The organism is Uruburuella suis (genome assembly GCF_004341385.1).
GTDB lineage: Bacteria > Pseudomonadota > Gammaproteobacteria > Burkholderiales > Neisseriaceae > Neisseria > Neisseria suis.
In genome coordinates, this window is sequence record NZ_SLXE01000008.1 from 46,055 (window position 1) to 69,065 (window position 23,011).

Genomic DNA, 23,011 nt, shown 5'->3' on the forward strand with positions numbered 1-23,011 from the left:
AGGTTTTGGCCGTCTGAAAAAAGCCCGCAACTTCGTGCGGGCTTTTTTCAGACGGATGCCGGATTAATCGGCCTGGCGGCGCAATACGGCGGGAATTTCGAAATCGTCCAATACCGATTGGTTGGAGAAATCGGAGGCAGCCAAATTCATGCTGCGGGCGCTGCGGCCTGAGCGGATGACGCTGTCGATATTCGGAAAACCGTCGTCGGTGCCGGTGGCTTGTTGGGTTTTCACCATGCGCAGATTGGGGCTGGCGGCGGCGCTTTGGTGCTCTTTCAGGCCGGTGGCGATAATGGTGACGCGGATATCGCCCTCTTCCATGCTCTCGTCTTCGGCGGTGCCGTATTTGCGCTCGGCATCGGCATGGGCGTATTCGTCCACCACTTTCATGATTTCGCGGTATTCCGACATTTTCAGGCAGCCCGGCGCGGTGGTGATGTTAACCAACACGCCGCGTGCACCATCAAGGGTAACATCGTCCAAGAGCGGGCTGGAAATGGCCTGCTCGGTGGCCAGGCGGGCGCGGTCGATGCCTTGGGCAAAGCCTGAGCCCATCATGGCCATGCCCATGATGCTCATCACGTTTTTCACATCGGCAAAGTCAAGGTTGATAAAGCCGGGGCGGGTAACCACTTCGGAAATGCCGGCCACGGCATCGCGCAACACATTGTCGGCGGCGCGGAAGGCTTCGCGCACGGTCACGTCTTCGCCCAATGCAGTCATCAATTTGTCGTTCGGAATCACAATTAGCGAATCCACTTGGCTTTTGAGGTGATCCAAGCCTTCTTGAGCGATGTTGATGCGTTTGCCTTCGTGGCCAAACGGGCGCGTGACCACGGCCACGGTGAGAATGCCCAGCTCTTTGGCGATTTCGGCAATCACGGGCGCGGCACCGGTGCCGGTGCCGCCGCCCATGCCGGTGGTGATAAACAGCATATTGGCGCCGCGGATGGCTTCGGCGATGGCTTCGCGATCTTCTTGAGCGGCCGCGCGGCCGATTTCGGGGTTGGCGCCGGCGCCCAAGCCACGGGTGAGGTTCACGCCCAGCTGGATGCGTTTGGCTGCATTGCTGCCGCCCAAGGCTTGCGCATCAGTATTCGCGCTGATGAATTCCACGCCTTGCACGGTGTTGTTGATCATATTGTTGATGGCATTGCAGCCGCCGCCGCCGATGCCGATTACTTTGATTACCGCAGGGCTTGCGGCAGACTCTACTACGTCGTAAACCAATTCCATAAAAATGCTCCTCTGCGCCCTGCATTAAGGCGGATTTAAATTAGTGTGAACAATCTGCATTATATATAAGAACGCGCGTTTATAGCAAAAAGGTTCTTATATCTTTACTTTGGGTTTAAAAATTGTTTTTTAACCATTCTTTGATTTTGACCAGCAGGCTTTCACGCGGTTCCTTCACGGCCACGGCACCGCTCACAGGGCTGCCGTATGCATCGCCGCGCGCGGCCTGCAAAAGGCCGATGGCGGTGGCATAGCGCGGGTTGCGGATGCGCTCGGACACGCCGCCCATTTCCTGCGGCACGCCGATGCGGGCGGGCAGGTTGAACACATCTTCGGCCAAATCCACCATGCCGGTGAGCAAAGAGGCGCCGCCGGTGAGCACCACGCCGGAAGTGAGCACGTCTTCGGGAAAGCCGCTGCGGCGCAACTCATTGAGGGTTAATTCCAAAATTTCTTCCACGCGCGGGCCGATTACGCTGGCCAACACGCGGCGTGAAATTTGGCGCGGCTGGCGGTCGCCCACGCTGGGCACTTCAATCATTTCATCGAGGCCGTCCATGGTGGCGATGGCTACGCCGTGGTGGATTTTGATGTATTCGGCGGCGTTGTGCGGGGTGCGCAAGGCTTGTGCCAAATCTTTGGTAATCAAATCGCCTGCCACGGGAATCACGGCGGTGTGGCGGATGGCGCCGTTGGTATACACGGCGATATCGGTGGTGCCGCCGCCGATATCGATCACGCACACACCCAAGTCTTTTTCGTCTTCCGTGAGCACGGCCTGCCCGCTGGCCAAGGGTTGCAACATGATTTGTTCCATGTGCAGGCCGCAGCGGTTGACGCATTTTTGGATGTTTTGCAGCGCGGTGATGGCACCGGTGATGATGTGCACCCGGGTGTCGAGGCGCACGCCGCTCATGCCGATGGGCTCTTTCACGCCGGGCTGGTTATCAATAATATACTCCTGCACCACGGTGTGCAGAATATTGTGGTCGGGCGGTATGTTTACGGCTTTGGCGGTTTCGATGGCGCGATCGATGTCGGCTTGGGAAACTTCGCCGTCTTTGATTTTCACCACGCCTTGCGAATTAAGGCTGCGGATATGGTTGCCGGCAATGCCGGTGGTGACGCTGTCGACCTTGCAGTCGGCCATCAATTCGGCTTCATTCATAGCTTGCTTGATGGCTTGGGCGGTGGCATCGATATTGGTCACCATGCCGGCTTTGAGGCCGCGCGACGGTGCCTGCCCCAGGCCGACGATATGGATTTCGTTGTCTTCCTGCACTTCGCCTATCAGGGCAATCACTTTGGAAGTGCCGATGTCCAGCGCGCTGATGTATTTGCCTTTTACCATGATGTTCCATTCATTTTCTGTTTACTGTTGATTGTGATCGGCGGCTGAAGCTGCCGTTTCAGACGGCATTTCGCTCGGTGCGCGCTCGCGCACGGCAAAGCCGTCTTTATAACGCATATCGACATAGGCCAAGCCGCTTTGTTGTGCGCGCAATATGCCCGGCCACACGGCGGCAAACTGCTGCAGGCGCGCATTTTCATGCTCGCGCCCCAAGCGCACGGTGATGCCGTTGTCCAACACCACCGACCAGGCGGAGCGCGGTGTGTATTCCAGCTTGGCGATGCTTAAGCCTGCCGGTTTCAATAATCCGCTGAATTCTTGGTAATGCGCCACCATGGTTTTGGCGGTGCCCGGCTGGCCGTCGAATTCGGGAAAGGTTTCGGTGGTGGCCGCCTGAAAAATATTGCCGTTGGCATCCACCAGGCCGGCAGCTTTCCAGCGTGCCACCGGTTCGCGCTCAGTGAGGTGGATTTCCACCACATCGGGCAGGCGGCGGCGCACCTGCGCTTTGTCTATCCACGGCAGCGCCTGAAAGGCTTTTTGTGCGCCGTTCAAATCGGCGCTGAAAATATTGCCGCGAATATAGCGCTGGGCAACGGTTTGCAGCTCTTGGGTGCTCACACGCTTCAAATCGCCTTCGATTTTCACCTGCTTCACCGGAAAATACGGTGAATGATACAGCCACACGCCCGCTGCGCCCAGCAGCATCAAGAGCACCAGGGCAGTCAGCCAGCGGGTGATGCGCCGCATGGCGCCGGCATTATCCCACATGAGCGGTCTTTAAAATTTCAACACATAAATCGGCAAAGCTCAAGCCGCTTTGGGCGGCGGCCTTGGGCACCAAGCTGTGGCTGGTCATGCCGGGCAAGGTGTTGACCTCAAGCAGGTAAAGTTTGCCGTCGGTGTCTTTCAAAAAGTCAACGCGCCCCCAGCCTTGGCCACCGATGGCGGCAAAAGCGCGCACAGAAAGCGTGCGCATCAGCGCCTCATCGGCTTCGTTCAAATCGGACGGGCATTGATATACGGTGTCGTCGCGGTTGTATTTGGCTTCGTAATCGTAAAATTCGGTGGCCGGAATAATGTGTATGCTCGGCAGCGCTTGGCCGTTTAGCACGGCGCAGGTGTATTCGCCGCCGCCGATAAAGCGTTCGGCCAAGATTTCGCCGTGCAGATGTTTCACCGATTGATAGGCGGCTTGCAGGCTGCCGGTTTCTTTCACTTTCACCACGCCGACGCTGCTGCCTTCTACGGCCGGTTTCACAAACAGGGGCAAGCCCAGCTCGCGCTCGATGGCGGCAAAATCGCTGTCGTCATGCAGCACGGCAAATTCGGGCACAGGCAAGCCCAAACCCTGCCACACCAGCTTGGTGCGGTATTTGTCCATGCCGATGGCGCTGGCCATCACGCCGCAGCCGGTGTAAGGCACGCCCAAGGCTTCGAGCAGGCCTTGCACGGTGCCGTCTTCGCCGTAAGTGCCGTGCAGCGTGTTGAAGGCCGTCTGAAAACCGAGCGCCTTCAATTGCACGATATCCTGCGTTTTGGGGTCAAACGGGTGCGCATCAATGCCGCTGCTTTGCAAAGCCGCCACAATGGCCGCGCCGCTGTTGAGCGATACGTCGCGCTCGCTGGAAAATCCGCCCATCAAGACGGCCACTTTGCCGAAATTCTGCATGCTGTTTTCTTTTCATCTGTTTCAGACGGCCTGTTTGTTCAGACGGCCTGATGTGCTGTTAATCTAAATCATCCAAAATCAGCGGCTGCCCTCTGCCAGCGCCTGCGCCGCTTTATTGATGCTGCCCGCGCCCATGGTGAGCACCACATCGCCCTCTTGCAACACATTGAGCAAGGTGGCGGGCAAATCATGGACTGCTTCGCAATAAATCGGTTCCAGCTTGCCCATCACGCGGATGGCGCGTGCCAGCGCGCGGCTGTCGGCGGCCACAATCGGCTCTTCGCCGGCGGCATACACTTCGGTGAGCACCAGGCTGTCGACCGTGCTCAACACATTCACAAAATCTTCAAACAAATCGCGCGTGCGGGTGTAGCGGTGCGGTTGAAAAGCGAGCACCAGCCGCTTATCGGGATAAGCGCCGCGCGCCGCCGCCAGCGTGGCGGCCATTTCCACCGGATGGTGGCCGTAATCGTCAATCACCAAGGCTTTGCCGCCATTAGGCAGCGCGATTTCGCCATAGTTTTGGAAGCGGCGCCCCACGCCTTCAAAGGCCAGCAGGCCTTTTTGAATCGCTTCCACCGATGCGCCCACTTCCAGCGCCACCGCAATGGCGGCCAGCGCGTTGAGCACATTGTGGCGGCCGGGCATATTGAGCACCACTTCAAACGGCGCCTGATTATCGTGTTTCACTTGCACGGTAAAGCGCATTTGTGCGCCTTCTGCACGCATATCGGTGGCGTAAATATCGGCATTATCGTCCAGCCCGTAAGTGGCAAACGGCTTGCTGATTTTCGGCAACACCGCGCGCACATGCTCGCTGTCTACACACAAAAACGCTTTGCCGTAAAACGGCATGCGGTGGATGAAATCGACAAAAGCCTGGTGCAGCTTATCCACGCTGTGGTCGTAAGTGTCCATATGGTCGGTGTCGATATTGGTCACCACCGACATCACCGGCGTGAGATGCAGAAACGAAGCATCCGATTCATCGGCCTCGGCCACAATATATTCGCCGCGCCCCAAGCGGGCGTTGGTGCCGGCGGCGGTGAGTTTGCCGCCGATTACAAAAGTGGGATCCATGCCGGCCGCTGCCAAAATCGAGGCGGTGAGGCTGGTGGTGGTGGTTTTGCCGTGGGTGCCGGCTATGGCGATGCCGTCGCGGAAACGCATCAATTCGGCCAGCATCAGCGCGCGCGGAATCACCGGAATTTTGCGCGCCTGCGCCGCCACCACTTCGGGGTTGTCTTTTTTCACGGCGGTGGAAGTCACCACCACATCGGCATCGGCCACATGCTCGGCGGTGTGGCCGGGATACACTTCTATGCCCAAATCGCTCAAATGGCGTGTTACCGCGCTTTGCGCCTGATCCGAGCCGGACACCTGGAAGCCCAGATTGTGCAACACTTCGGCAATGCCGCACATGCCCGAGCCGCCGATGCCGACGAAATGAATGTGGTGAACCCTGTTTTTCATCATAACTGCGTATCCTTGCTGCCGTTTCAGACGGCCTTTTTAGCGCCGCTGCACATAAAGGCTTTATTCTAAAGGGCAGCGATATTCTGTGCCATATTTTTAATGTAAAGGCGGTTTTTATTCGTGAACGGCCGTCTGAAAACAGGCAAACTATTTTCAGACGGCCTCTGCATTCAAACTGAGGCCGTCTGAAACTCACATGGTGGTGGCAATGGCAATGTCGGCCACATCTTCCGCGCTGTGCGGCAGCGCCAGCGTACGCGCCTGCTCAGCCCATTCCAGGCAACGCGTGCGGTTTAAGCCGCCCAACACTTCGGCCAGATTGGCCGCGGTCAGCTGCGATTGCGGCAGCAGCAGGCCGGCCTGGGCATGCGCCATAAAACGGGCGTTGGCGGTTTGGTGATCGTCCACCGCATGCGGATAAGGCACGAGCAGCGCGCCCACGCCGGCGGCGGTGAGCTCGGCGATGGTGAGCGCGCCGGAGCGGCACACCACCACATCGGCATCGCGGTAAGCCGACACCATATCGTCGATAAATTCCACACATTCGGCCTGCACGCCCAATTGATCATAAGCCGCCTGCAGATTGCCCAGCTTGTTGCGCCCGGATTGGTGGTAAATCTGCGGGCGCGCTTCTTCTGGCAATAAAGAAAGCGCTTCGGGCAGGGTTTTGTTCAACACATCAGCGCCCAGGCTGCCGCCCATCACCAACACTTTCAGACGGCCTTCGCGGCCGGCAAAGCGAACCGCAGGCTCGGGCAGATTGGCAATTTCGGCGCGCACCGGATTGCCCACCAGCCCATCGGCATTATCGAAAGCTTTGGGAAACGCATAAAGCACGCGCCGCGCCCAGCGCGCCAGATATTTGTTTGACATGCCGGCAATGGCGTTTTGCTCGTGTATCACAATCGGCACACCGGCAAGCTTGGCCGCCACGCCGCCCGGAAAGGTAACAAAACCGCCAAAACCGATCACCGCGTCGATACGGTGTTTTTTAATAATGGCCGAGGCCGTCTGAACGGCTTTAGCCAAGGTAAACGGCAGCATCAGCTTGCGCTTCAAGCCATTGCCGCGCACACCTTTAATCGCCAGTGTTTCCAGCTCGATATCGTGCTGCGGCACAATGCGCGTTTCCATTGCGCCCTCGCTGCCCAGCCACACCACATGGTGTCCGCGCGCGCGCAGCACTTCGGCCACCGCCAGCGCCGGAAAAATATGGCCGCCGGTGCCGCCGGCCATCAATAAAAAGTGCTTAGCCGCCATGATTTATCCTTCTACTTTATAACCGCGCATTTTAAGGCGGTTTTCATAATCCACCCGCAGCAGCAGCGTCATGCTCACCAGCATCACAATCACCGCCGAGCCGCCGTAAGACATCAGCGGCAGCGTGAGCCCTTTGGTGGGCAGCAGGCCGATGTTCACGCCGATATTGAAAAAGCTTTGAATGCCCAGCCAAATGCCCACGCCTTTGGCCACAAACGCGCCATAATAAAGCTCCAAATCGCGCGCCTGCTTGCCGATGGAAAACGCGCGCCACACCAGCCAGCCGTAGCAGAAAATCAGCACGCAAATGCCGGCCATGCCGAATTCTTCGCCGATTACCGCCAAAATAAAATCTGTGTGCGCTTCAGGCAGGTAAAAGCGTTTTTCCAGGCTCGCGCCCAGCCCCACGCCAAACCATTCCCCGCGCGCAATCGCCATCAGCGAATGGGTGAGCTGATAACCTTTGCCCAATGGGTCTTCCCACGGATTGAGAAACGCCGTTACCCGCGCCACGCGATAAGGTGCCATCGCAATCAGGCCGATCATGCTGAGCAAACCCGCACCCACCATCATCAAAAACCAACGCCACGGCAGGCCGGCCAAAAACAGCAGCCCCAGCGCCACCACCGTCACCACCACAAACGAGCCGAAATCCGGCTCCAGCATAATCAGCCCCAGCCCCGCGCCCACCGGCACGCCGGCGAAGGCCACTTTTTTAAACTGCTTCAAAATCTCGGCGCGGCGGGTGAAAAAGCTGGCCAAATAAAGAATAATCGCCAATTTGAAGATTTCGGTGGGCTGAAGGTTGACCGGCCCCAAATGTATCCAGCGCTTTGCGCCGTTGATTTCACGCCCCGCAAACAGCACCACCACCAGCAAAAACAGGCTGAACAGCAAAATCCACGGCGTCCATTTTTTCCACCTCGCCATCGGAATTTTGGCCGCCACCAAGCCTGCTGCCGCACCCGTGCTCAAAAAAATCGCCTGGCGGCCGAGGTAAAACCATTGGTCGCCGCCATCGTGCGCCGCATAAGCAATCGAGGCCGAATAAATCATCATCAGGCTGAAAGACGACATCAACACAATCATCCACAGCAGCGATTGGTCGATTTTATGGCCGCTTTTAAGCAATTTGCGGTCGAGAATTTTCGATTCGGTAATCATATGAATAATACACAGCTTCCGTTTCAGACGGCCTCTTTTCACCAGGCCGTCTGAAACCTTGTTATTTTGAAACTTCGTTACAAAGCATGAAATGCGTTGGCAAACACTTCTGCGCGATGGGCATAACCTTCAAACATATCGAAGCTGGCACAAGCCGGGCTGAGCAGCACAATATCGCCACTTTGCGCGATTTCATAAGCACGGCGGGTGGCTTCTTCCAACGTGGCACAATGCAGCAACGTTAAGCTAAAGCCCTGCAAATCGGCTTCGATTTTCGCCGCATCCGCGCCAATCAAAAGCACCGCGCGCGCCTTGTTGCGCAAAGCTTCGCCCAGCGGCGTGAAATCCTGCCCTTTGCCCTGCCCGCCCGCAATCAACACCAGCGGGCTTTGCAGGCCGGCAATCGCCGCTTCGGTGGCGCCCACATTGGTGCCTTTGCTGTCGTCAATAAAGGTAATGCCATTTTTCTCACCGATTTTTTCAACACGGTGCGGTAGGCCTTTGAATGTTTGAATATGCTTCAGCAACTCATGGCGCGGCAAACCGATGGCTTCGCACAAGGCCAAAGCCGCCAGCACATTGGCCGCATTGTGCAGCCCTTGCAACGGAATATCCGCCGCCGCCAGCAAATCGGCTCCGCCCGCTTTCAGACGGCCTGCATCCACCCAGTAATCGCTTTCGTGTGCCAGCGAAAACCATTTCACCTCGCGGCCGTGGCGGCGCATGGCGCGGCACAACACATCATCGGCATTGAGCACCTGCACGCCGCTGCCGCGGAAAATTTTGTCTTTGGCATGGGCATAATCGAGCAAATCATCGTAGCGGTTGAGGTGGTCTTCAGAAATATTCAGCACCGCGGCCGCATCGGCATTCAAATGATGCGTGTTTTCCAACTGGAAGCTGGAAAGCTCGAGCACCCACACATCGGCCGGCCGGCCTTCGCGCTGCATATAGGCTTGCAACACAGGCGTGCCAATATTGCCGGCCACCACCGTGTCGAGCCCGCATTGCGCGCACAAATAACCCGCCAGGCTCGTGACCGTGGTTTTGCCGTTGCTGCCGCTGATGGCGATGATTTTGTCGCTTTGCTCGGCCAACAGGCCGGCCAGAATTTCAATGTCGCCAAACACACGGCCGCCGTTTTGCTTGAAAGCTTCGATTTCAGGCTGCCGCTCGCTGATGCCGGGGCTGATGGCCAGCATATCAAAGTCGTGCGCCAGCGCATCTTTCAGACGGCCTTGATAACACGGCAAACCGTGAAATTGCTGCTTCAGCTGCATTTCGCGCTCTGCGCTCAAATCGGCATCATAAGCCGACACATCGGCACCCTGCTGCTGCAAAAAGGCAATCATGGAAACGCCCGTGCCGCCCAAGCCCAGCACCAACACGCGCTGCTGCGGCCAATCAACCGCAGCCGGATTCTGTTGCAAAACCTCTTGGCGTTTCATCGCGCCAATCCTTCCCAAATGAATATTGCTATCTAGGGGCTGTTCACATTTCATCCGTGCGTAAGATTTTGAGCGCAAAAGCGCGTTTGCAAGGCGAAAAGCGCAGCAAGGTTGGACACCTTGCAAGCATTTTCAACGTGGCAGGCGCGTTTTTGAGCCAAAAGATTGCCACGAGATGAATTGTGAACAGACCCTAGGCTCAGCCGGCCATAAAATTCAGCACGGTATCGATAAACACGCCCACAAAAGCCACGCACACGCCCACCACAAACACGCTCAGGGTGCGCCGGTAATATTGCTCGCCTTGCTCGCGCGGGTAATCCATCCGCAAAATCCGATAAAGCACGGCAATCAAGCACGAAATGCCGGTCAGCATGCATATGCCCACCACACCGGCGAGCACATCGCCGAAAGGCACATCCGACTTCACCCACGATGACATAAAATTCAGAATAAAACCGAGCAAAATGCCGGTGGCAGTAACCAAGGGTTGACGGAACGCCTGTATTTTGTCTTCCATCATATTGCTTTCATGTGTTTGATTTTATTTTGTGCAGGCCGTCTGAAACGCGGCGGGCCACACATTTTTATTAATAAATAGTTTAACGGATTTTCAGCGAGGCCAGCCCGATCAGCACCAACACAATGGTGATAATCCAAAAGCGCACCACCACTTGAGTTTCTTTCCAGCCTTTTTGCTCATAATGATGGTGAATCGGCGCCATCAGGAAAATGCGCTTTTTGCGGGTTTTATACGAGCCCACCTGCAACATTACCGACACCGCTTCCACCACAAACAGGCCGCCCATAATAAACAGCACGATTTCCTGGCGCACAATCACCGCCACCGTGCCCAACGCCGCGCCCAGCGCCAGCGCGCCCACGTCTCCCATAAACACTTGCGCAGGATAAGCGTTGAACCACAAAAAGCCCAAACACGCCCCGCACATGGCGGCGCAGAATATCACCACTTCATTGGCACCCACCACATGCGGCAGTTGCAAATAGCGGGCAAATTCCACGTGGCCGCTGGCATAGGCAAAAATCGCCAAGCCGCCCGCCACCAACACCACCGGAAAAGCCGCCAAGCCGTCCAGCCCATCAGTGAGGTTCACCGCATTAGACGTGCCCACAATCACGAGATAAGTGAGCGCCACAAAGCCGATGCCGCCCAAAGGATAAGCAATCTGCTTGAAAAAAGGCACGATAAACGCATTGCTCGCGCTCAAATGTGCAAAGTAAAACAAAAAGATACCGGCCGAGAGCGCCACCACCGATTGCCACACCAGCTTGAATTTGCCCGACACACCGTTGGGGTCTTTATAAACCACTTTGCGCCAATCGTCGTAAAAGCCCAGCGCGCCGGTGGCCAAAAGCACCGCCAGCAAAATCCAGATATAGGGGTTGGCCAGATTGCCCCACAATAAAGTGGACACGGTTATGGCGGTGAGAATCAGCGAGCCGCCCATGGTGGGCGTGCCGTTTTTCACCAAATGCGTTTGCGGGCCGTCGTGGCGCACGGCCTGGCCGACTTTCAGCGCCGTGAGCTTGCGGATGGCCCAAGGCCCCAAAAGCAGAGAAAACGCCAGCGAAGTGAGCGCCGCCATCACCGCACGGAAAGTGGTGTAGTGCACCACATTGAATGCGGTGATCCAGTTGTCGAAAATTTGGGCAAGCCATAACAGCATGAGCCGGTTCCTTTTGTGTTTGTAATCTTGCCTGCGGCCGCAGCGGCAGGCCAAATGCATGATTAATGCGCAGTGCCGCGCTTTTGCCTTGGCCGTTTAATACCAATTCAAAAAAGTAAGCTAACAAGGCGGCGAGCCGCAGACAGTACAGATAGTACGGCAAGGCGAGACAACGAAGTTAGGTTATTTTTTTGGATTGGTATAAGCGGCCTGAAGCGGCTATTTTAAAATAAATTGTTTGGGCTTGTTTGCATTTCATCTTGCGGCCGGCGAGATATGTTGCAGGCCGTCTGAAAGATTCTGCGTTTACTTTTCCGCACCCTGCAAAGCCTGCACCACTGCTTCCATCTTCATAAAGCGCGAGCCTTTCACCAGCACATGCGCCTGCTCGGGCAAATCGTGCAGCAGCACCTGAATCAGCGGATCTTTATCGGCAAACCACAAGCCGCGCCCGCCGAAAGCCTCGGCCGCCGCAGCGCTGAAGCCGCCCACGAAATAAGCCGCTTCAATGCCTTTATCGCGCGCATAAGCGCCCACTTCGGCATGCATGGCCGCTGATTCGTCTTCGCCCAATTCGCCGATGTCGCCCATCACAAACACGCGCGGGGTGGGCAAGGCGGCCAGCACATCGAGCGCGGCTTTCATGCTGTCGGGGTTGGCATTATACGTATCATCCAGCACAACAGCATTTTTTATGCCGCTTTTGATTTGCAGACGGCCTTTGATGTTGGCAAAGCTTTGCAGGCCGTCTGAAACTTCCTGCAGGCGCAAACCGGCCGCCAGCGCCAAGGCCGCAGCGGCCACGGCATTGTGAATATTGTGTTTGCCCGGCACCGGCAGCAGCACCGCCGCACGCTCACCGCCGCGCACCAAATCGAATGCGCAAGAGAGCGGCTGCAACACGATATTTTCCGCATGGATATCGCCCTGCCCCACGCCGAACGTGTGTTGCTTGAAAGCTTTTGAGGCCGTCTGAAACACCGCGGCGTTGGCATCTTCACACGGAATCAGCGCCAGGCCGTCGGCATTCAAGCCTTGGTAAATTTCGCTTTTGGCCTTGGCAATATCGCCCACGCCGTCAAAGCCGCAGCCCACATGTGCGCGCAAGGCATTGTTGACCAGCGCCACATCGGGGCGCGCGATTTGCGTCAGCTGCGCCAGCTCGCCGAAATGGCTCATGCCCATTTCAATCACCGCATAACGGTGTGCGCCGGTGAGCTTTAATAAAGTGAGCGGCAGGCCGATGTGGTTGTTGAAATTGCCGGCCGTGGCCAACACCGCCGCTTCGCCGAAACGCTGGCGCAACACGCCGGCGAGCATTTCTTTCACCGTGGTTTTGCCCGAAGAGCCGGTGATGCCGAACACAAACGGATTCACATTTTCACGCCAAGCCTGCGCCAGCGTTTGCAAAGCCTGCAGCGTGTCCGCCACTTTCAGCGCGCGCGGCAGCGCAGCGCAATCTTCGCGCGACACCACCGCCGCCAATGCGCCTTTGGCCAACACATCGGCCACAAAATCATGCGCATCAAAGCGCTCGCCCGCCAGCGCGAAAAACACATCGCCGCTTTGAATATCGCGGCTGTCGGTGACGATGCGTTTGACTGCCGCGTTTTCAGACGGCATCGGCAGATGCAGCACTTGGCAGATAAAGTTTAAATCTAAAGGTTTCATATGCTTTGCTTGGTTTTCAGACGGCCTTATATGCTAGGCCGTCTGAAACATAAATTAAATGCCGGATTTAAAAATCAGACGAACTATTTTGTGCTCACACCATTTCAAACAAGGGTGCAGGCCGTCTGAAAAATAGGAGCATAAGCGCTACGTTTAACGAACCGGCGCCCATGCTATCGTTGCGCCAGCGCCGTTTCGGCCACTTCAAAATCGGAAAAATGCTGTTTCTGACCTTGCGCATCCTGATAGGTTTCATGGCCTTTGCCGGCAATCAGAATGATATCCTGCGCCGAGGCCTCGGCCACGGTATATTCGATGGCGGTGCGGCGGTCGGTGTGCACAAATGCGGGCTGCGGCACGGCGGGCAGAATATCGTCGATAATCGCTTGCGGCGCTTCCAGGCGCGGGTTGTCGCTGGTGACCACCACTTTATCGGCGGCGGTGGCGGCCGCACCCATCAGCGGGCGCTTGCCTTTGTCGCGGTTGCCGCCGCAGCCGAACACACACCACAGGCGCGCGCCTTGCGGCTTGATTTCGTTGAGCGTGGCAATCGCTTTTTCGAGCGCATCGGGCGTGTGCGCGTAATCCACCACCACCAGGGGCGCATCGGGGCGCATGATGCAGTCCATGCGGCCGGTGGCAGGGCGGATTTGCGCCAGCGCGGCCAACACTTTATCGAGCGGATAGCCGTTGGCGCACAGCAAGCCCACGCAGGCGGCGAGGTTTTGCGCATTGAAGCGGCCGAGCAGACGGCTGCGCACTTCGCCGCTGCCCCACGGCGTATTCAGCACCACGCTCATGCCGTCTGAAGCGGCGGCAAATTGCGTAATACGGATATCTGCTTGCTCGCCAAATCCATAGCCATACACGGCCAAATCGGGGCGCCCGGCTTTCAGACGGCCTGCCAATGCCGCGCCAAATGGGTCATCAATATTAATCACCGCGTGTTGCAGGCCTTGCCAGTAAAACAGACGCGCTTTGATTTCGCCATAGGCTTGCATGCTGCCGTGATAATCGAGGTGGTCGCGGGTGAGGTTGGTGAAGATGGCGCTTTTAAAAGCCACGCCGTTTACGCGCAATTGATCAAGCCCGTGGCTCGACACCTCCATCGCCACATTTTTCGCGCCTTGGCGGGCAAAGTCGTGCAACAGGGTTTGCACCGCCACCGGATCCGGCGTGGTGTGGGTGCTCTCCTGCAAGCCGCCCCAAAAGCCGTTGCCTACCGTGCCGATAACGGCGGTTTTGCTGCCGAGCAAATCGCCGGCCTGCGCCAGCCATTGGCTCACCGAGGTTTTGCCGTTGGTGCCGGTGATGCCCCAAACATCGAGGCCGTCCCCGCCTAAAACATGCGGGGATGACGTTTCTGAAACATGGCCATACACAGCCGCGGCCACCATGCCGGCGCGGCTTTTCAAATCTTTGATGCCTTGGTTGGGCACTTTGCATTCAGACGGCCACGCAAACGTGCCGTCGTCATCCCAAAACACAAACGCCGCCCCGTTGTCGATGGCGGCGGGAATATAATGGCGGCCGTCTGCATATTCGCCTTGGCAGGCGATAAAGATATCGCCGGGGCGGATTTTACGGCTATCTGAATGCAACAGCCGCCCTGCTGCATGGTCACACAGCAGAGGCGGCAGTTGGGCTTCGGCCAAAGGGCTCAGTTCGCTGAACATAAACGGTTTTCCTGCATTAGGGTTTGGCTTGCGCCTGCACCATGGCGGCTTCTTTCAAAGGCTTGGTCGGCGACACGCCCAGAATATTCAGGCTGCCGCCCATCACTGATTTAAACACAGGGCCGGCAACAATGCCGCCGTAATAACCGTTGGCGCTCGGCTCGTCAATGCTGACGGCCACAATCACACGCGGATTCATCGCCGGGGCAAAGCCGATAAACATACCCACGTGTTTGTTGTCCACATAGCGGCCGTTTACCAGCTTGCGCGCGGTGCCGGTTTTCGCGCCCACATCAAAGCCGTCCACCGCGCCGGCGGTGCCGGTGCCGCCTTTTTCGGTAACTGAAATCATGATGTTGCGTACGGCTTTAGCAGTGGCCGGTTTGATAATCTGCTCGCCTTTGGGCGCGGCCTGCTGCTTCTCAAAGCTCACCGGCAGCAATTCGCCGTTGTGCGTAATCACCGTGTAGGCGCGCGCCAGTTGCAAGAGGCTCAGCTGCAAGCCATAGCCGAACGACATGGTGGCTTGCTCAATCGGCCGCCAATTTTGCCATTTGCGCAACATGCCCGCGCTCTCACCCGGAAAGCCCGAATGCATGCGCTGGCCTACGCCGATGCTGTGATAAAAATCATACATCTCCTGTGGCGAAAACATGGCCGAAAGACGGCTGGTGCCCACGTTGGACGATTTCTGCATAATGCCGCGCACATCCAGCGAGGGATACACATGGGTGTCGCGCACGGTGGCGGGGCCGATTTTATACGGATTGGTGTTAAACCAAGTGTTCACGCCCACTTTGCCCGAATCGAGCGCCTTGGCAATGGTGAAAGGCTTCATCGCCGAGCCCGGCTCGATCATATCGGTTACCGCACGGTTGCGGCGCTGCTCGCTGTCGGCATGGCCGGGGCTGTTGGGGTCGTAGGCGGGGCTGTTGGCCAGCGCCAGAATTTCACCGGTTTGCGCATCCAGCACCACCACGCTGCCTGCTTTGGCACGGTGGTGGCTCACGGCTTTATTCAATTCTTCATAAGCCAGCGTTTGAATGCGCTGATCGAGCGACATCACCATATTGCGGCCGTTTTGCGGATCGCGGTTGCGCGGCGAATCGAGGCTGTCAACGATATTGCCTTTGTTGTCGCGCAGCACCACTTTGGCACCGTTGGCACCGCGCAAATCGTCTTCACGCGCCAGCTCCAGCCCTTCTTGGCCTTTGCCGTCGATGTTGGTGAAGCCGATTACATGCGCAAACAGATTGCCCATCGGATAATGGCGCTTAGATTCTTTTTGGAAAGCCAAACCTTTGATGCCCAAAGCCGCCACTTTATCGCTGGTTTGCTTATTAAGCTGGCGCTTCAGATAGATAAAGTCTTTGTCTTTTTTCGCCAAACGCGCCTCGATGGTTTCCACCGGCACATCAATCAGCGCCGAGAGCTGCTGCAATTGCTCGGCGCTCGGCATTTCATCCATGCCCGAGGGCACGGCATAAAGCGATTCGGTCGGCGCGCTCAGCGCCAGGGTGGCGCCGTTGCGGTCGGTGATGGTGCCGCGCGAGGCCGGCAGCGCAATGGTGCGCACAAAGCGCTGGTCGCCCTGATTTTTCAGAAAATCATGCTGCGTGGTTTGCAAATACACCCCACGCCCCACCAAAGCGGCAAAGGCCAGCGCCAATCCGCCCAGCACAAAAGCAATCCGCCCGTTGGTGCTCACGGGTTTCTTGCCCTTGGGCTGCTTGGGCAGCATCTGCGGCTTGTATTCGTTTTTGATTAACATAGCAACTTCTCGTTTTTATAGTAGGTTTACTGCCTAATCACCCATTGTTTACACTTATTTCACTTCCACCATTTTGGTGTCGAGCGCGCTGGGCGGGCGCAGATTTTGCTTTTCCGCCGCCGCCTTAATCAGCTGGTGGTTGGCCAGCTTGGCCTGATCCAGCTTTAAGCGCGCATAATCCTGCTCCAAATGGATTTCCTGCTTTTCGGCCTTATCCAGCGCAATGAATTGCTGGCGCGACCTGTCTTGCACGGTTACCGCTGCCAAGCCCGACAACAAAGCCAACACCAGCAGCATCACATTTAATTTATTCATTCTCTATCAACAGCCTTTTGTGCAACAGCCTTTTGTGCTCCGCTGCGGCTGGCTGTACACAGCCGGCCGCCTATCCTTCGAATTTGCCTTCAGTTCGCTCCGCCACCCGCAACACCGCTGATCGCGCGCGCGGATTCATTTGCACTTCGTTTTCAGACGGCTTCACTGCTTTGCCGATTAAAGCCAGCGGCGGCTGCGGCAAATCGGCCTCTCTTACCGCCGCCCACTTCGGCAACGGCGCATGTTGCGAATGCTGCTTCATAAATTGCTTCACAATGCGGTCTTCCAGCGAGTGAAACGCAATCAGCGCCAGCCTGCCGCCCGTGTTCAAACGCTGCACCGCCTGTGGCAACACAGCCTTTACTTCTTCAAGCTCACGGTTGATGAAGATGCGAACGGCTTGGAACGTCCGGGTCGCCGGGTCTTGTCCGCGCTCGCGAGTAAAGACGTTTTTCGCCACGAGCTGCGCCAGCTTGCCGGTTGTATCGATGGGTGCCGTTTCGCGTTGCGCCACGATGGCGCGGGCGATTTGGCGACTAAACCGCTCTTCACCATAATTTTTAATCACCTCGTGTATTTGCTGCTCATCCGCCACAGCCAGCCATTCAGCGGCAGATTGGCCGCGGGTGGTGTCCATGCGCATATCCAGCGGCGCATCAAAGCGGAAGCTGAATCCGCGCGCGCGCTCATCAATTTGCGGTGAGGAAATGCCCAAATCAAACAGCGCGCCATCTATCTTTTCAATGCCCAATTCATCCAAGGCCGTCTGAAACGTGGCAAAGCCGTTGTGCACCACGCACACCCGCTTATCTTGTGCCGCCAATTCATTGGCCACGGCAATCGCCTGAGGATCTTTATCAAACACCACCAAGCGGCCTTGGCTGCCCAGCTTCGACAAAATCAGCTTCGAGTGGCCGCCACGGCCAAACGTTCCATCCACATACACGCCGTTTTCACGGATATTGAGCGCGGCCACCGCCTCATTCAGCAAAACCGTAATGTGCCGGTGCACTTCTTGTGTGCTCATAGCTGCAAGTCCGTTTTGCTCAATTCAAACGCCAATTCATCGGGATCGATATCCAGCGCCTGATTCATCTCTGCTTCCCAATGCTCACGACCCCACAACTCCAAACGGTTGGCGCGGCCGACCAAGGTCACTTCCTTATCGAAATCCACGCGGCGGCGCAGATTGGCCGGCAGTAACACGCGCCCGGCGGTGTCGAGCTCCAAGGTGTCGGCATTGTGCAGCAGCAGATTTTGATAACGCTGCAAAGCCGGATTACCGGCCACTTTCAAGCCCAAAAGCTGCTTGGCCACGCCTTCCCATTCCGGCTCGGGGTAAACCAGCAGGCGGTGGCGCGAATCCAGCGTGGCCACCACGGCCGGCGTGTAATGGCGCAGCAGCAGCTCGCGGAACTTGGCAGGAATCGCCAACCGCCCTTTGCTGTCTATGCTGAGTTCGTGTACGCCGCCAAACACTTCGCCCCACTCCTTGGATAATTTCGGGTAATTGCCACACTTTGACACACATTACCCCACATGCCTACACTATAAAAAATTTTGCAAACTCGGTCAAATCGGCCTTTCTGTAAAAACAAGCGGCCAGACAAGCACTTATCGAAAAAAAAGCAGGCAGCCGCCCGCAAGGCAGCCGCCATTCCCGATATAAATCACTATATCTAGTATGAAATTCAAAGTTAAGCTACTACATATGGTATAAATCCACCACAAACCACAGCCTTGCAATCCGCGTTATAATAAACCCACGCCTCTTTAAAATTTACATTTATTAACAATGAATAGCCCACAACTTCCCGCCCCTTCTGCCACAGCCGCTGCCGCCAGCCAAGCGCTGTGCCGAATCATCCGCACTGAAATCCAAAACCACGGCGGCTGGATACCGTTTTCCCGCTTTATGGAGCTGGCGCTTTACGCCCCACAATATGGTTACTACACCGGCGGCAGCCACAAAATCGGCGGCAGCGGTGATTTTATTACCGCACCCACACTCTCACCGCTCTTCGGCCAAACCCTCGCCCGCCAACTCGCCGAGCTGCTGCCGCAAACCGCCGGCAACGTTTACGAATTCGGTGCCGGCACCGGCGCTTTGGCCGCCACCTTGCTGCAAAACCTTTCAGACGGCCTCAAACATTACTACATCATCGAAGTCTCACCCGAGCTTGCCGAGCGCCAGCGCGCCCACATCGCCGAAGCCGCCCCCGAAGCCGCCGGCAAAGTCACCCACCTCAGCAGCCTGCCCGACACCTTCGACGGCATCATCATCGGCAACGAAGTGCTTGATGCCATGCCGGTAGAAATCGTGCGCCATGCGCACAATCAATGGCAGCAAATGGGCGTGACCCTGGCCGACGACAGCAGCTTTATCCAGCAGGCACAACCGCTGCCACCGAGCGCGCTCTCGCAGGCGGCCACTAGCTATTTCCCCCACTCGCCGCAGCCCTACACCAGCGAGCTGCACCCTGCACAACACGCTTTCATGCATACCTTGGCCGAAAAACTGCAACGCGGCGGCATTATCCTGATCGACTACGGCTTCGATGCCGCCCAGTATTACCATCCGCAGCGCCACATGGGCACGCTGATCGGCCATTACCGCCACCACACCGTGCACGACCCGTTTTTCCACATCGGCCTCACCGACCTCACCGCCCATGTAAACTTCACCGACATCGCCCAAGCCGGCACCGATGCCGGGCTGGATTTAATCGGCTATGCCACGCAAGCCCATTTTCTGCTCAATCTGGGCATCACTGACATCATGGCCAAGAGCACCGAGCCGGCTTCTGCCGACTATATCCGCGATGCCGCCGCCATCCACAAACTCACCGGCCAACACGAAATGGGCGAATTATTCAAAGTGATTGCTTTCGGCCGCAACATCGGCATCGACTGGCAGGGCTTCAGCCACGGCGACATTTGCCATAAATTGTGATAAAAAGGCCGTCTGAAAAGGTTTCAGACGGCCTTTTTATTTAAATAAATCAAACAACAAAAAAATTATCATCAAATTATATTTGACAGCCAAACACCATTCCCTTATAGTACGCGCTTCACCAGTTGGCGAATTAGCTCAGTCGGTTAGAGCAGAGGAATCATAATCCTTGTGTCCGGGGTTCGAATCCCTGATTCGCCACCAAATATCGGGGGTATAGCTCAGTTGGTAGAGCGCTTGCATGGCATGCAAGAGGTCAGCGGTTCGATCCCGCTTACCTCCACCATATTCAGAAAGCCGGCTTTTCCGCCGGCTTTTTTATTGTTTGAGCATTTCACCGCAATTTTATACCAATTCGAAAAAATAACCTTACAAAATAAAAGCAGTTCGGCGGCATCATCCGCGTAGGTCGGATTCTTGAATCCGACGTTTGGCCAACGGCCAAAGCGATGTGCGTGCCTTGTTCTGCGAACAAGTGTCGGATTCGAGAATCCGACCTACAGGCTGCCTGTTTGTATATTATTTTTTCGAATTGGTATTATTCAAAATTCAATGCAAATAGCCGTCTGAAAATCTTTCAGACGGCTATTTGCATTGAGGGATCGTCATCACAACTGGCTGTTGTAATATTTATACGCCAAATCCATATTGTCAAACTGATGCAACTCACCCGCCTCAAGCACCATGGCATTATCGCAATATTGCTTCATGGCGCTGTGGCTATGCGACACTAAAATAATCGAACGGTCTTGGCGCTTTTCAAACAATTCATACTTGCACTTGGCAGAAAAGCGCGAATCGCCCACCGCAATCACTTCATCAATCAAATAGCAATCAAATTCCACCGCCAGTGACAAAGCAAAAGCCAGCCGCGCTTTCATGCCCGAAGAATAACGCTTCACCGGCTCATAAAGATACTGCCCCAGCTCGGAAAAATCTTCGGTAAAGGCCTTCACATAATCAATATCCACATCATAAATGCGGCAGATAAAGCGCAGATTGTCCATGCCCGTGAGGCTGCCCTGAAACGCACCGCTGAACGCCAGCGGCCACGAAATGCTCATGCTGCGCTTGATTTCACCCTCGGTGGGCGATTCAACGCCGCTAATCAGGCGGACGAGTGTAGACTTTCCCGCACCATTGCGGCCGAGAATCCCCACTTTCTCACCTTTTTGCAGCTGGAAATTAATGTCGTCCAACACCGTGCGCCAGCCGGCGCGCGTTTGATAGCGTTTGGATACATGTTCAACAGAAATCACTGCGGCTCCACCCCTTTGCTGAGTTGACTCACCATCGCCAATCCAAAAAACAACAGCACCAGATTACACAACAACAAATACCACGGATTTTCATAAGTAATCACCGATGAGCCGAAATAGCCGGCACGAAACATTTCCGTGCCGTGCACCATCGGAATCCACAGCACATATTCGCGGATTTGCGCCGGCAATGCATGCACAAAGAAAAACACCCCCGAAAGCGGCATCATAATAAAGCTCAACGTACCCCAAACTTTGCCGAATGCTTCGAATTTATATGCAACCGAACAAATCACCAATCCCAAGCCGATCGCAAACATCGCCATTAAAAACCAAGCCATCAACATATAAAACACATCGCTTGGCGGCGCAATCCAAGACATTGCCACAAAAAGACCCACGATAACCACCTGCGCAATGCTTGCGCCGGCGATCTCAAGCAGCATCCGCGCAAAAAGTGTATCCAATACCCGCACATTGCGATGATACAGCAAGCTGATATTGGCACTGATGGCACCGATGGCGCGTGATGAAGCACTGCGCCACATCATCATCATTGGATAGCCGGTCATAACAAAAGCAAACATATTCAGTGATGACACTTGGTTGGCCCGGATATATCCCCACAAGCTCACAATCAGCAAAGTCATCAACAACGGCTCAACAAACAACCACAAAAAGCCGATATTGTTGCGCCCATAGCGGGTAATGATTTCGCGCATCAGCAGCGCACCGATTACCCGCCGTTGAATCGCCAGCGATTCCCAAAATGAAGTGTGATGCAGCGCTTTCATCAGTTTTTATGCTCACGCACACTGGCAATCAGCAGGCTGAGAATGCCATACACAATCAGGCCGATAATCAATGTGGCAATAATGTTGTAAATCCGTGTGGGCAGCTGCGCCATATCCGGCACGCTGGGCTGCGACACCACCTCAAGATAAAGCTGCTGGCGCTCGGCTTCAGCCTTGGCATTTTCCAGCGAGGTTACCGCCACCGCCATCTGCTTTTCAGCCAATTCGTTTTCCAGAAAAAGGCGCTGATAATCGGCCGCTTGGTTGGCAAGCGAATTATTGCCGCCACCGAAAATTTGGCGCAGCTGCGAAGTGATTTCTTTGCGCAGGCTTTGCTCGCGCGCTTTGAGGCCGGGAATTTGCGGGTTATCCGGCGTAACCGCGCGCACCTGATCGAGCTGGGTTTGAATCACAATCAGCTCATCCTGCAGCTTGGATATCAAGCCCATCTGCACTTCAGATTGCGCTTTCAAATCAAAAATACCGTGTTTGGTGCGATATTCGGTGAGGTTGGCCGCCGCTTCCTGCACCCGCTCTTCGGCCACTTTCACCGCATCTTCCGCATAGCGGATGGTGTCGATGCGCGCGCGCGTATTGAGCTTATTGATCAAATCTTCGCCCTGCTTGAGCAGAGCCTGGTTGATTTTCGCCGACTCAGCAGCATTGAACGAGGTGACACCCAGTGTGGTGATGCCGGAAATCGAATCGAAATTAATACCGACCTTTTTCACATAATATTGATAAAAAGCTTCGCCGTAATCAAAGAAGCCAAAGCCGTTGAAACGGCTGAACAGATCACCGTTTTCTTCATAAAATTGACGCACCGGCAGCTTTTTCTCCAGCTCGCCCAAAGCCGTGCGCGATTGCATATATTCGCGCACGGTGTAGGTGTCGTCTTGCGCGCGCGAAAAGCCTGCGCCTTGCAAAATAGCGCCAATATCGCTTAAGGCGGCCTGATTTTTCGATGAACGCACCACAAAGCTTGATTCGGAAGTAAATTGGTCTGAAGCCATCAGACCAAAATACAGCACCGACACCACCGTGGGGATAATCACGGTAATCCAAAGCAAAGGCGAGGCTTTAGCCAACCAAGATTTGGGCTTTCGAGCCAATCTGGCGGCAGTCGCTTGTTTCGCTGCTTCGGCTTGTTTCGCTGCTTCGGCTTGTTTCGCTGCTTCGGCTTGTTTCGCTGCTTCGGCTTGTTTCGCTGCTTCGGCTTGTTTCGCTGCTTCGGCTTGTTTCGCTGCTTCGGCTTGTTTCGCTGCTTCGGCTTGTGG

The 23,011-nt window shown here is 55.9% G+C and carries 20 protein-coding genes and 2 tRNA genes; 3 read left to right on the forward strand and 19 right to left on the reverse strand.

The window, feature by feature from the left end; all coding sequences use genetic code 11:
• Positions 1 to 63 precede the first annotated feature (63 nt).
• The 16 genes from ftsZ to mraZ form a co-directional block, all read right to left on the reverse strand.
• Positions 64 to 1,236 carry a cell division protein FtsZ gene (gene ftsZ, locus EV680_RS04255; protein ID WP_132953502.1) on the reverse strand — a complete coding sequence of 391 codons (1,173 nt, stop codon included), beginning with the start codon at positions 1,234 to 1,236 and terminating at the stop codon, positions 64 to 66.
• A gap of 115 nt (positions 1,237 to 1,351) precedes the next feature.
• On the reverse strand, positions 1,352 to 2,587 hold the full coding sequence (ftsA, locus tag EV680_RS04260) for a cell division protein FtsA (protein ID WP_132953503.1): 1,236 nt from the start codon (positions 2,585 to 2,587) through the stop codon (positions 1,352 to 1,354).
• A 21-nt stretch (positions 2,588 to 2,608) separates the two neighbouring features.
• Positions 2,609 to 3,358, reverse strand: a complete 750-nt coding sequence (locus EV680_RS04265; protein WP_132953504.1) for a cell division protein FtsQ/DivIB — start codon at positions 3,356 to 3,358, stop codon at positions 2,609 to 2,611.
• Entirely contained in the window at positions 3,348 to 4,259 is a 912-nt protein-coding gene (locus EV680_RS04270; RefSeq protein ID WP_132953505.1) for a D-alanine--D-alanine ligase, read from the reverse strand. Before EV680_RS04270 ends, EV680_RS04265 begins: the two co-directional genes overlap by 11 nt.
• Positions 4,260 to 4,337: 78 nt before the next feature.
• Positions 4,338 to 5,735: a UDP-N-acetylmuramate--L-alanine ligase gene (gene murC, locus EV680_RS04275; protein ID WP_165870903.1), complete on the reverse strand. Its 1,398-nt coding sequence runs from the start codon at positions 5,733 to 5,735 to the stop codon at positions 4,338 to 4,340.
• 192 nt (positions 5,736 to 5,927) lie between these two features.
• Positions 5,928 to 6,995 carry an undecaprenyldiphospho-muramoylpentapeptide beta-N-acetylglucosaminyltransferase gene (gene murG, locus EV680_RS04280; protein WP_132953506.1) on the reverse strand — a complete coding sequence of 356 codons (1,068 nt, stop codon included), beginning with the start codon at positions 6,993 to 6,995 and terminating at the stop codon, positions 5,928 to 5,930.
• A gap of 3 nt (positions 6,996 to 6,998) precedes the next feature.
• Positions 6,999 to 8,159, reverse strand: coding sequence for a putative lipid II flippase FtsW (gene ftsW / locus EV680_RS04285; protein ID WP_132953507.1), 1,161 nt, complete (start codon positions 8,157 to 8,159; stop codon positions 6,999 to 7,001).
• A gap of 77 nt (positions 8,160 to 8,236) precedes the next feature.
• Positions 8,237 to 9,607 carry a UDP-N-acetylmuramoyl-L-alanine--D-glutamate ligase gene (gene murD / locus EV680_RS04290; RefSeq protein WP_132953508.1) on the reverse strand — a complete coding sequence of 457 codons (1,371 nt, stop codon included), beginning with the start codon at positions 9,605 to 9,607 and terminating at the stop codon, positions 8,237 to 8,239.
• A 199-nt stretch (positions 9,608 to 9,806) separates the two neighbouring features.
• Positions 9,807 to 10,130, reverse strand: coding sequence for a hypothetical protein (locus tag EV680_RS04295; RefSeq protein WP_132953509.1), 324 nt, complete (start codon positions 10,128 to 10,130; stop codon positions 9,807 to 9,809).
• Positions 10,131 to 10,209: 79 nt separating this feature from the next.
• Positions 10,210 to 11,295 (reverse strand): phospho-N-acetylmuramoyl-pentapeptide-transferase, encoded by a 1,086-nt coding sequence (gene mraY, locus EV680_RS04300; protein ID WP_132953510.1) that lies wholly within the window; start codon positions 11,293 to 11,295, stop codon positions 10,210 to 10,212.
• A gap of 306 nt (positions 11,296 to 11,601) precedes the next feature.
• Positions 11,602 to 12,966, reverse strand: coding sequence for a UDP-N-acetylmuramoyl-tripeptide--D-alanyl-D-alanine ligase (locus tag EV680_RS04305; RefSeq protein ID WP_132953511.1), 1,365 nt, complete (start codon positions 12,964 to 12,966; stop codon positions 11,602 to 11,604).
• A gap of 173 nt (positions 12,967 to 13,139) precedes the next feature.
• The gene (locus EV680_RS04310) at positions 13,140 to 14,642 is read right to left on the reverse strand and encodes a UDP-N-acetylmuramoyl-L-alanyl-D-glutamate--2,6-diaminopimelate ligase (RefSeq protein ID WP_132953512.1); all 1,503 of its coding nucleotides are present in this window, start codon (positions 14,640 to 14,642) and stop codon (positions 13,140 to 13,142) included.
• A gap of 16 nt (positions 14,643 to 14,658) precedes the next feature.
• Complete coding sequence (penA, locus tag EV680_RS04315; protein ID WP_132953513.1) at positions 14,659 to 16,413, reverse strand: peptidoglycan D,D-transpeptidase PBP2; 1,755 nt, start codon at positions 16,411 to 16,413, stop codon at positions 14,659 to 14,661.
• A 54-nt stretch (positions 16,414 to 16,467) separates the two neighbouring features.
• On the reverse strand, positions 16,468 to 16,728 hold the full coding sequence (ftsL, locus tag EV680_RS04320) for a cell division protein FtsL (protein WP_132953514.1): 261 nt from the start codon (positions 16,726 to 16,728) through the stop codon (positions 16,468 to 16,470).
• A 70-nt stretch (positions 16,729 to 16,798) separates the two neighbouring features.
• Positions 16,799 to 17,755, reverse strand: coding sequence for a 16S rRNA (cytosine(1402)-N(4))-methyltransferase RsmH (rsmH, locus tag EV680_RS04325; RefSeq protein WP_132953515.1), 957 nt, complete (start codon positions 17,753 to 17,755; stop codon positions 16,799 to 16,801).
• Positions 17,752 to 18,207, reverse strand: coding sequence for a division/cell wall cluster transcriptional repressor MraZ (gene mraZ / locus EV680_RS04330; protein ID WP_132953540.1), 456 nt, complete (start codon positions 18,205 to 18,207; stop codon positions 17,752 to 17,754). The genes rsmH and mraZ overlap by 4 nt, the downstream gene beginning before the upstream one ends.
• 316 nt (positions 18,208 to 18,523) lie before the next feature.
• Between mraZ and EV680_RS04335 the strand changes: the two genes are divergently transcribed.
• The 3 genes from EV680_RS04335 (at position 18,524) to EV680_RS04345 (ending at position 19,967) form a co-directional block, all read left to right on the forward strand.
• On the forward strand, positions 18,524 to 19,681 hold the full coding sequence (locus EV680_RS04335; RefSeq protein WP_132953516.1) for a class I SAM-dependent methyltransferase: 1,158 nt from the start codon (positions 18,524 to 18,526) through the stop codon (positions 19,679 to 19,681).
• Between the two features lie 127 nt (positions 19,682 to 19,808).
• A tRNA-Met gene (locus tag EV680_RS04340) sits at positions 19,809 to 19,885 on the forward strand.
• Positions 19,886 to 19,891: 6 nt separating this feature from the next.
• Positions 19,892 to 19,967: transfer RNA gene (locus EV680_RS04345), tRNA-Ala, on the forward strand.
• 322 nt (positions 19,968 to 20,289) lie between these two features.
• On the opposite strand, the gene EV680_RS04350 is transcribed toward EV680_RS04345, so the two are convergent.
• The 3 genes from EV680_RS04350 to EV680_RS04360 are packed head-to-tail and all read right to left on the reverse strand — an operon-like array spanning position 20,290 to position 22,846.
• Entirely contained in the window at positions 20,290 to 20,940 is a 651-nt protein-coding gene (locus EV680_RS04350; RefSeq protein WP_132953517.1) for an ABC transporter ATP-binding protein, read from the reverse strand.
• The gene (locus EV680_RS04355; RefSeq protein ID WP_132953518.1) at positions 20,937 to 21,734 is read right to left on the reverse strand and encodes an ABC transporter permease; all 798 of its coding nucleotides are present in this window, start codon (positions 21,732 to 21,734) and stop codon (positions 20,937 to 20,939) included. The genes EV680_RS04350 and EV680_RS04355 overlap by 4 nt, the downstream gene beginning before the upstream one ends.
• The gene (locus EV680_RS04360) at positions 21,734 to 22,846 is read right to left on the reverse strand and encodes a capsule biosynthesis protein (protein ID WP_132953519.1); all 1,113 of its coding nucleotides are present in this window, start codon (positions 22,844 to 22,846) and stop codon (positions 21,734 to 21,736) included. The genes EV680_RS04355 and EV680_RS04360 overlap by 1 nt, the downstream gene beginning before the upstream one ends.
• Positions 22,847 to 23,011 lie beyond the last annotated feature (165 nt).